7 protein-coding genes are annotated in these 7,768 nt (G+C 63.9%); 6 read left to right on the top strand and 1 reads right to left on the bottom strand.

Annotated elements, in window-relative coordinates:
• The 6 genes from EN993_RS27195 to EN993_RS27170 all read left to right on the top strand — a co-directional run.
• A partial coding sequence (locus EN993_RS27195; RefSeq protein ID WP_164757834.1) for an outer membrane protein assembly factor BamD occupies positions 1-714 on the top strand: 714 nt, incomplete at its 5' end.
• Positions 715-833: 119 nt separating this feature from the next.
• Positions 834-2,504 (top strand): DNA repair protein RecN, encoded by a 1,671-nt coding sequence (gene recN / locus EN993_RS27190; RefSeq protein ID WP_127265306.1) that lies wholly within the window; start codon positions 834-836, stop codon positions 2,502-2,504.
• 112 nt (positions 2,505-2,616) lie between these two features.
• Positions 2,617-4,821 carry an NAD-dependent DNA ligase LigA gene (gene ligA, locus EN993_RS27185; protein WP_109668232.1) on the top strand — a complete coding sequence of 735 codons (2,205 nt, stop codon included), beginning with the start codon at positions 2,617-2,619 and terminating at the stop codon, positions 4,819-4,821.
• Complete coding sequence (locus EN993_RS27180) at positions 4,821-5,513, top strand: TIGR02453 family protein (protein WP_127265305.1); 693 nt, start codon at positions 4,821-4,823, stop codon at positions 5,511-5,513. The genes ligA and EN993_RS27180 overlap by 1 nt, the downstream gene beginning before the upstream one ends.
• 169 nt (positions 5,514-5,682) lie before the next feature.
• On the top strand, positions 5,683-6,411 hold the full coding sequence (locus EN993_RS27175) for an AzlC family ABC transporter permease (protein ID WP_126069549.1): 729 nt from the start codon (positions 5,683-5,685) through the stop codon (positions 6,409-6,411).
• A complete protein-coding gene (locus tag EN993_RS27170) occupies positions 6,408-6,704 on the top strand; it encodes an AzlD family protein (protein ID WP_013530970.1) in 297 nt (98 codons plus the stop codon). Before EN993_RS27175 ends, EN993_RS27170 begins: the two co-directional genes overlap by 4 nt.
• A gap of 92 nt (positions 6,705-6,796) precedes the next feature.
• Here EN993_RS27170 and EN993_RS27165 read toward each other — a convergent pair.
• Positions 6,797-7,768 (bottom strand): M24B family metallopeptidase (locus EN993_RS27165; RefSeq protein ID WP_127265304.1); only part of this gene is annotated, 972 nt, incomplete at its 5' end.

Here is a 7,768-nt window from a genome sequence, read left to right as displayed (position 1 = left end):
GTTCTCTACAATCAGGGCCTCGCCAACCTCAATGCCGGCCGCCTGCAGGAGGCAAGCCGCAAGTTCGACGCCGTCGACCGCCAGCACCCCTATTCGGAGTGGGCCCGCAAATCCATGGTGATGGGCGCTTTCGCCGACTACCGCCAGGGCAATTATGACGAGGCGATCGGCTCGGCCAAGCGCTATCTCACGCTCTATCCGTCGACCGATGACGCCGCTTATGCGCAATACATCATCGGCTTGAGCTATTACCGCCAGATCAAGGACGTGACGCAGGACCAGAAGGAAGCGCGCCAGACCCTTCAGACGATGCAGGACCTGGTGACGCGCTGGCCGACATCGGAATATGTCGACGACGCCAAGGAAAAGATGCGCTTCGCCAACGATCAGCTGGCCGGCAAGGAAATGCAGATCGGCCGCTATTATCTCGAGCGCCGCGAATATATCGCTGCCGTCAAGCGCTTCCGCACCGTGGTCGAGAACTATTCCAACACGCGCCATGTCGAGGAGGCGCTCGCTCGCCTGACCGAAAGCTATTACGCGATGGGCCTGACCTCGGAGGCACAGACCGCGGCCGCCGTGCTCGGCACCAACTACCCCGACAGCTCGTGGTACAAGGATTCCTACAAGCTGCTGCAGAGCAATGGGCTTGCACCGCGCGAAAATGCCGGGTCGTGGATATCCAAGGCCGGAAAGATGATCACCGGCGCCTGACGTCTGAGCATCGACTGAAGCGTTCACAGCGCTTTTCGGATTGATCCGACGCTCAAACAAAAAGATAGTGCGGCGCTGCGACTGCAAATGGTCGCGTGCCGTTCTAGATTCGGGTTCTGATGCTTTCCAGACTGTCGATCCGCGATATCGTCCTGATCGAAAAGCTGGATATCGACTTCCAGCCGGGTCTTTCGGTGCTGACCGGCGAAACCGGCGCCGGCAAATCCATCCTGCTCGATGCCTTGTCGCTGGCGCTCGGTGCGCGCGGCGACGCGTCGCTGGTGCGCCATGGCGCGGCGCAAGGTCAGGTCATCGCCGTATTCGACGTGCCGCGCAACCATCCGGTGCGCGCGCTGCTTGCCGAAAACGCCATCGAGGATGACGGCGACATCATCCTGCGCCGCCTGCAGACGGCGGATGGCCGTACCCGCGTCTTCGTCAACGATCAGCCTTCGAGCGTCACCCTGATGCGCGATGTCGGCCGCGCGCTGGTCGAGATCCACGGCCAGCATGACGAACGTGCGCTGGTCGATCCCGGCGCGCACCGCGAGGTGCTCGACGCTTTCGGCGGCCATCTCGGCGCCGTCCGCTCGGCCGGCGAGGCATGGCGGCACTGGCGCGTCAGCGAGCAGGAGCTGTCGCGTCATCGCGCCAAGGTGGCGGCGGCCGCTCGCGAGGCCGATTATCTACGAGCGGCGGTGGCCGAACTGACCAAGCTCGATCCGCAGCCGGGCGAAGAGACCGATCTCGCCGAACTGCGCGCATCGATGATGCGGGCCGAGAAGATCGCCTCCGAAATCCATGATGCGCAGGATGTGCTGTCCGGCCCGTCCTCGCCCTTGCCACAACTGGCCAGCCTGCTGAGACGGCTGCAGCGCAAGGTGACCGAGGCGCCCGGCCTGCTCGACGAAGTGGTCAAGTCACTCGACGAGGCGATGCTGTCGCTCGACGCGGCGCAATCGGGCGTTGAAGCCGCACTACGCGCCACCGAATATGATCCACAGCGGCTGGAGAAGGCGGAGGAGCGGCTGTTTTCGCTGCGCGCGGCTTCGCGCAAGCACAGCGTCGCCGTCGACGACCTGGCGCAGTTGCGCGACACGATGTCGGCCGATCTCGCCGATCTCGATGCCGGCGAGGAGCGCTTGCACGGGCTGGAAAAGCAGGCCACTGCCGCGCGCGAGACCTATGACATTGCCGCCGCGCAGCTGTCCTCGCTTCGTCATGCGGCTGCGGTCGGCCTGACCAAGGCGGTCATGGCCGAATTGCCGGCGCTGAAGCTCGAACGCGCTGCCTTCATTGTGGAAATGAAGAGCGATGCCGAGAGCCGCATGGAAGAGGGCATCGATCAGATCGAATTCTGGGTGCGCACCAATCCCGGCACGCGGCCCGGGCCGATGATGAAGGTGGCGTCCGGCGGCGAGCTTTCGCGCTTCCTTTTGGCGCTGAAAGTGGCGCTGGCTGATCGTGGCTCGGCGCCAACGCTGGTGTTCGATGAAATCGATACTGGCGTGGGCGGCGCTGTCGCCGACGCCATCGGCCAGCGGCTGGCGCGGCTGTCGAAGCGCGTCCAGGTGCTCTCGGTTACGCACGCGCCACAGGTGGCGGCGCGCGCGGCGACGCATTTCCTGATCTCCAAATCCGGCACCACCGACCGTGTCGCCACCGGCATTGCCGAGATGGACCGGCCGGCGCGGCAGGAAGAGATCGCGCGCATGCTGGCCGGCGCCACCATTACCGACGAGGCGCGCGCCGCAGCCGAGCGGCTGCTGCGTGAAAACACCACGGCATAAGAACGAGGGGTGTCAGGGATCGAGTCAGGATATGGCTCCATCCCGCTGTTCAGGAATGCTTTTCCCAAAATCCTGATCTATTGTGGCGGGCCAAAGTTCGGGGGAGGAAAGCATGGCTGAAAAACCTGTCGATTCGCTCAGTGAGAGCGAGGCCGAAGCCGAGCTGAAGCGCCTGGCGGAAGAGATCGCCGAGCACGACCGGCGCTATCATACCGAAGATGCGCCTGTAATAAGCGATGCCGAGTATGATGCGCTGGCACGGCGCAACCTTGCTATCGAGGAGCGCTTTCCGGCGCTGGTGCGCGAGGATTCGCCATCGCTCAGGGTTGGTGCAGCACCCGCGGAGGGCTTTACCAAGGTGCGCCATGCCGTGCCGATGCTCAGCCTTGCCAAGGCCTATACCGACGACGATGTCACCGATTTCATCGAGCGCGGCCGGCGATTCTTCGATCGCGACAAGGATCTCGACATCGCCTTCACGGCCGAACCGAAGATCGACGGGCTGTCGGCTTCGCTGCGCTACGAAAACGGCGTGTTCGTGCAGGGCGCAACGCGGGGCGACGGCACTGTCGGCGAAGACATCACCGCCAACCTGCGGACAATCGCCGACATCCCCGCGAGGCTCAAGGGCTCGGGCTGGCCCGAAATCATCGAGATACGCGGCGAGGTCTATATGACCTATGCGGAATTCGAGGCGCTGAAGCAGCGGTCGGCGGCGGTCGGCGGTCAGGACTACGTCAATCCGCGCAACACGGCGGCCGGATCGCTGCGTCAGAAAGATCCATCCGTCACCGCCAGCCGCAACCTCAAATTCTTCGCCTATGCCTGGGGCTACACGACAGCGGATCCGGCTCCGACCCAATATGATTCGGTGCAGAAATTCGCCGAGTGGGGGTTCAAGATCAGTCCGCTGATGGTCAGGGCGAAATCGGTCGATGATCTGGTCGCCCAATATCGCCTCATCGAGGAGCAGCGCTCGTCGCTGGGCTATGACATTGACGGCGTCGTCTACAAGGTCGACCAGCTGGAATTGCAGCGCAGATGGGGGTTCGTCACCGGCGAACCGCGCTGGGCGGTTGCACACAAATTTCCGGCCGAACAGGCGATGACGACCGTGCAGAAGATCGACATCCAGGTCGGCCGCACCGGCACGCTGGCGCCGGTTGCGCGGCTGGCGCCGGTCACGGTTGGCGGCGTCGTGGTCGAGAATGTCACGCTGCACAATGAGGACTACATCAAAGGCCTGGACAGCACGGGTCAGCCGATCCGCGACGGCATCGACGTTCGCATCGGCGATACGGTCGTGATCCAGCGGGCAGGCGACGTCATTCCCCAGATCGTCAGCGTCGTCATCGACAAGCGGCCGCCCGATGCCGTGCCATACGAGTTCCCCCACACTTGTCCGATCTGCGGCTCGCCGGCGACGCGCGAGATCAATGAGAAGACCGGCAAGGAAGATTCGCGCCGCCGCTGCACCGGCGAACTGATCTGTCCGGCGCAGGCGGTGGAAGGATTGCGCCACTTCGTGTCACGCGGTGCCCTGGACATCGAAGGCCTTGGTGCCGAAAACATAGATACCTTCTTCAATGCGGGATTGATCAAGACCGCCGCCGATATCTTCACGCTCAGGGACCGCCGCCCGGCCGTCACCAGGGCGCTGGCGGAGCGGCGTGAGGAGCAGGCCAGGCAGCGCGAGGCTGCATCGGGCAAGACGCGCAAGAATGTGCGCAGCGTCGAGGACCGCAACTATGAGGGTCTCGACAAGCTGTTCACGGCCATCGATTCGCGCCGCGAGCCGGAACTCGACCGCTTCATCTTCGCGCTCGGCATCCGCCATATCGGCGAAACGACGGCGGCGGTGCTTGCCCGGACGTTCTCGACCATCGAGGAGCTGATCCGCGTCGGCAAGGAGACAGCGGCCGCAGCCGATCCACACAGCGTCTTCCCATCGGTCAACGGCATTGGCGACACGGTGATCGACGCGTTGCGCGATTTCTTCGGCAATGAGCGCAATGACGACGTGCTTGATGCGCTGCTCATGCAGGTCAAGCCGAAGCCGTATGTCGTCAACGTCTCAGCCGACAGCGAGGTCGCCGGCAAGACGGTCGTGTTCACAGGCTCGCTGGAGAAGATGACACGCTCCGAAGCCAAGGCGATGGCCGAGCGCCTCGGCGCCAAGGTCGCGGGCTCGGTCTCGGCCAAGACGGACCTGGTGGTCGCCGGACCGGGGGCCGGCTCCAAGCTCAAGCTTGCCAGCGAACTCGGTATCGAGGTGATCGACGAGGATGCCTGGCTGGTGCGGATCGGCAAGGCGTGATGGACGGCGCATTCAAAGGGTTCGGGCCAAAGGCCATTCCGTTCCTGAAGGCGCTGGATTTCCACCAGAGCCGCGAGTGGTTCCTGGAAAACCGCGACCTGTTCGAAAAGGAGTTGCGCGATCCGTTCAGTGATCTGGTCGACACGCTGACCGAGCGCTTCGCAAAGGCCGGGCTCGGCCTGCGCGGCGACCGCAAGAAGTCGCTGTTCCGGATCAACCGCGACGTGCGCTTCGCCAAGGACAAGCGGCCCTACAACCGGCATCTGTCGGCCATCCTGTCGCCCGACGGCACCAAGATGGAGCAGGGCGTGTTCTATGTGCATATCGGGCTCGAGCGCTGCTTCGCCGACATTGCCTGGTGGCAGCCGGAGCCGACGCTGTTGCTGGCCATGCGCAAAGCCATCGCGGCAAAGCCGGACAGGTTTCGCGCCCTGGTGGCGGCGTTGAAGAAGAACCGTCTTGAACTCGAGACGGAAGGCCGCATGAAGCGTACGCCGCGCGGCTTCGAGCATATCAGCGATGCTGACCTGGTCGCCGCCATACGCCACCGGCATTTTGTCGTCCAGCATGTTATCGATCCGGCGGGAATCCATACGGCTGATCTGGTCGACGAACTCGTCGATTTCACCTTGCGCGCCAAGCCGCTGCTCGACTGGGGCAGGGCTATCGAGGGTAAGGTTCTCGCCTTCTAGCCCTTCGACAAGGCGCCATCACGATCATTTCCGCTGATCATTTGGCTCAAGCGAATTCGTGTGACACGGCAGGCCGCGCCACCTACATACCGCCATTCCCTTGTTGTTGTGCATGTCGTTGTCCCAAAACCGCTACGCACTTTTGGGCGACATGCATCAGGAGTGGTCGATGGCGACGGACGTAATTTCCGAGAGCGGTGCGAAAAGCGATTTCTGGCAAGGCGTGCGGCTCTCGATGCCTGTCGTGGTGGCGTCGGCGCCGTTTGCGGTGCTGTTCGGCGCGCTCGCCGTCGACAATGGCTTCTCGGTCCTGGAAGCCTTTCTGATGAGCGCACTGGTCTATGGCGGCGCCAGCCAGATGGTCGGCATCCAGCTGTTCGGCCAGCACGTGGCGCCGTGGCTGATCGTGCTGTCGATCTTCGCCGTCAATTTCCGCCATGTGCTCTATTCCGCTGGCATCGGCCGGCGCATCGCCCATTGGCCCGTCATCAGCCAAGCGCTCGGCTATTTCATCCTCACCGACCCGCAATTCGCGGTGGCCGAGGCGCGGGCGCAATCCGGCCAGACGGTCGGCTTTGCCTGGTATCTGGGACTTGGCCTGCCGGTCTATGTGTTCTGGGTGATCGAAAGCGCGCTCGGCGCGGTGTTCGGCAAACTGATCCCCGATACGCACGCGCTGGGTATCGATTTCCTGCTGCCGATCTATTTCCTCGGCCTGGTGATGGGCTTTCGCAAGCGGCCGCTGTGGCTGCCGGTGGTGATTGCCAGTGCGGCCGCCTCCATCGTCGCCTACAAGACGGTGGGCTCGCCCTGGCATGTCTCGATCGGCGCGATTGCCGGCGTGCTGCTGGCGGTCATCCTGCCACCTCACCACAGCGGCGTGAAGGCACGGCCATGAGCACGACATTCTGGATCATCATCGCCGGCGCGATCGCCACTTATCTGACACGGATCGGCGGACATCTGGTCATCTCTCGCTTCGACACCATCCATCCGCGTGTGGAAGCCGGTCTCAACGCCGTGCCGGCTGCGGTGCTGACGACGCTGGTGGCGCCGGAGCTGTTGAACGCCGGGCCGGCGGAATGGGCGGCGCTGGTCGTCACCGCCGTCGTGTCACTGCGCGGTGGGTTGATGGCGATGTTCTTGGCGGGTGCGGCGGTACTGATCGTGGCGCGGCAGTTCGTCGGCTGATCCTGCGAGCGCGATTGTTTTCGAACGCTGGTGCCGCCCCTCATTGCCCTGCCGGGCATTTCTCCCCCTAAACGGGGAGAAAGAAGCTCACCTCAAATCTTCGCGTCATGCGGCAGCGGCGCTGTCGCCTTTTCCAACCAGGCCAGCGTCTCGCCGTCGAGCATCGGCCCGATCTCGGCCAGCACGCGCGCGTGGTATGTGTCGAGCCAGTGCAGCTCCTCGCGCGTCAACAGATCCGACCGCACCAGTCTGGTGTCGATCGGCGCCAGCGTTAGCGTCTCGAAGCCGTGCATGGCGATGTCGCCGCCCTCGACCTCTTCAGCCGGCGTCACCAGGATGAGGTTCTCGATGCGGACGCCGTAGGAACCTTCCTTGTAGTAGCCCGGCTCGTTGGACAGCATCATGCCTTCAAGCAGCTTTTCGGTGCCGGTGCGGGCAATGCGCTGCGGCCCTTCATGCACAGCCAGATACGAGCCGACGCCATGGCCGGTGCCGTGGGCGAAGTCGCAGCCGTGCTTCCACAGCGCCATGCGGGCGACGGCATCGATTTCCGAACCGCGCGTGCCGGCGGGGAAGCGCAAGGTAGAGATGCCGATCATGCCTTTCAGCACCAGCGTGAAGCGTTCGCGCATTTCCTCGGTCGGCTGGCCGATGGGCACGGTGCGGGTGATGTCGGTGGTGCCATCCTGGTACTGCGCGCCGGAATCAAGCAGGAACAGTTCGCCGACCTGCAGCTTGCGGCTGGTGGCGCGCGATACGCGGTAGTGCATGATGGCGCCGTTCGGGCCGGCGCCGGAAATGGTGTCGAAGGAGACGTCGCGCAGCGGCATCTGGGTTTCCTCGCCGGTCTGCCGCCGCGACTCCTCCAGCCTGGTGACGACTGATATCTCGTCGAGCGAGCCGGGTTTTTGCCGCTCCAGCCAGCACAGCAGCTTTGCCACAGCCGCGCCATCACGCCGATGCGCGGCGCGCGAACCGTTGATCTCGGCCTGGTTCTTGGTGGCGCGTGGGATGCGGGCAGGGTCGACTGCTGCAATCACGGTGCCGCCATTGGCTTCGACCAG

Origin of the sequence: Mesorhizobium sp. M7D.F.Ca.US.004.01.2.1, from assembly GCF_003997785.1 — a bacterium.
Classification (GTDB): Bacteria; Pseudomonadota; Alphaproteobacteria; order Rhizobiales; family Rhizobiaceae; genus Mesorhizobium; species Mesorhizobium loti.
The sequence above is the reverse complement of the archived record's forward strand: the minus strand, read 5'-3'. Positions and strand labels throughout refer to the sequence as shown.

Coding starts and splice junctions, on each gene's coding strand:
- EN993_RS27170 (WP_013530970.1), top strand. CDS start 6,408: ATGAGCACGACATTCTGGATCATCATCGCCGGCGCGATCGCCACTTAT.
- ligA (WP_109668232.1), top strand. CDS start 2,617: ATGGCTGAAAAACCTGTCGATTCGCTCAGTGAGAGCGAGGCCGAAGCC.
- recN (WP_127265306.1), top strand. CDS start 834: ATGCTTTCCAGACTGTCGATCCGCGATATCGTCCTGATCGAAAAGCTG.
- EN993_RS27180 (WP_127265305.1), top strand. CDS start 4,821: ATGGACGGCGCATTCAAAGGGTTCGGGCCAAAGGCCATTCCGTTCCTG.
- EN993_RS27175 (WP_126069549.1), top strand. CDS start 5,683: ATGGCGACGGACGTAATTTCCGAGAGCGGTGCGAAAAGCGATTTCTGG.